The 749-nt window shown below is 55.5% G+C and carries 2 protein-coding genes; both read left to right on the plus strand.

The window, feature by feature from the left end; all coding sequences use genetic code 11:
- Positions 1–64: 64 nt before the first annotated feature.
- Complete coding sequence (locus J6497_RS40765; RefSeq protein WP_225709762.1) at positions 65–481, plus strand: hypothetical protein; 417 nt, start codon at positions 65–67, stop codon at positions 479–481.
- 38 nt (positions 482–519) lie between these two features.
- Positions 520–749, plus strand: a 230-nt coding sequence (locus J6497_RS40770; RefSeq protein ID WP_225709678.1) for a hypothetical protein, incomplete at its 3' end; no start/stop codon positions are given.

The following is a 749-nucleotide window of genomic DNA, read 5'->3' on the forward strand; positions in this document are numbered from 1 at the left end:
ACTAGCACCTTCGCGGTCCGGCGCTGTTCCCTAGGGAACAGCCGACCGCGTGACCGGTTGCGTCATGGACGTCGCCGACCGCAGCACCGACATCGCCCGCGCGAACACCTTGCGGCGCAGCTACGGAACAGCATTACAACTGAGAAATTCGCGGAACGAAACGGCTCGTCAGTCCTTCTCTGGCTTTTGGGAGGTATCCATGACTTCTCAGGCGATAGAAGGCGCGTGTGCGTTCGCTTGGCGAAACTACCTGCTGTTCCACAGCGGTATTAGCGAGGACGATAGCAGGCGTTCCGCCCTCTATCGCTACGTTACCAATCTTCGTGAGACCGGCGAATATGATTTCGATCTCCTGCAAATAGCCGCAGTCGCTTACCTGAAAAAACTGGACGAACTGCATGACGACCGAGGTGCGAGACTCGCGGCAGATCAAGCTTTGGCCGAGTGTTTAGAATCACGCAGTGCACAACCCGACACTTAGCTTTGGGCCGTAACACCAGAGCAGAAGGAGCTAACAACATGGCAGATAAGACCTCTGATGCAAAACTTTTCGCGCGCGACCCACAAAGGCGCATCACCGCAGCGACAGCAATCGGTATGAATGTCTTGAAGCCAATTATGCACTTTCAGATCTCAATGCTAAGGATGTGGGCCGACAGCATCGAGAGGTTCGCGGGCAATTACGAAAAGGGGTTGGACGAAACCGCGACCACTGTCGAGGAACAGTCAGACAAGGAACGCGCCGCGTA

This window comes from Bradyrhizobium cenepequi (assembly GCF_020329485.1).
Taxonomy (GTDB): domain Bacteria; phylum Pseudomonadota; class Alphaproteobacteria; order Rhizobiales; family Xanthobacteraceae; genus Bradyrhizobium; species Bradyrhizobium cenepequi.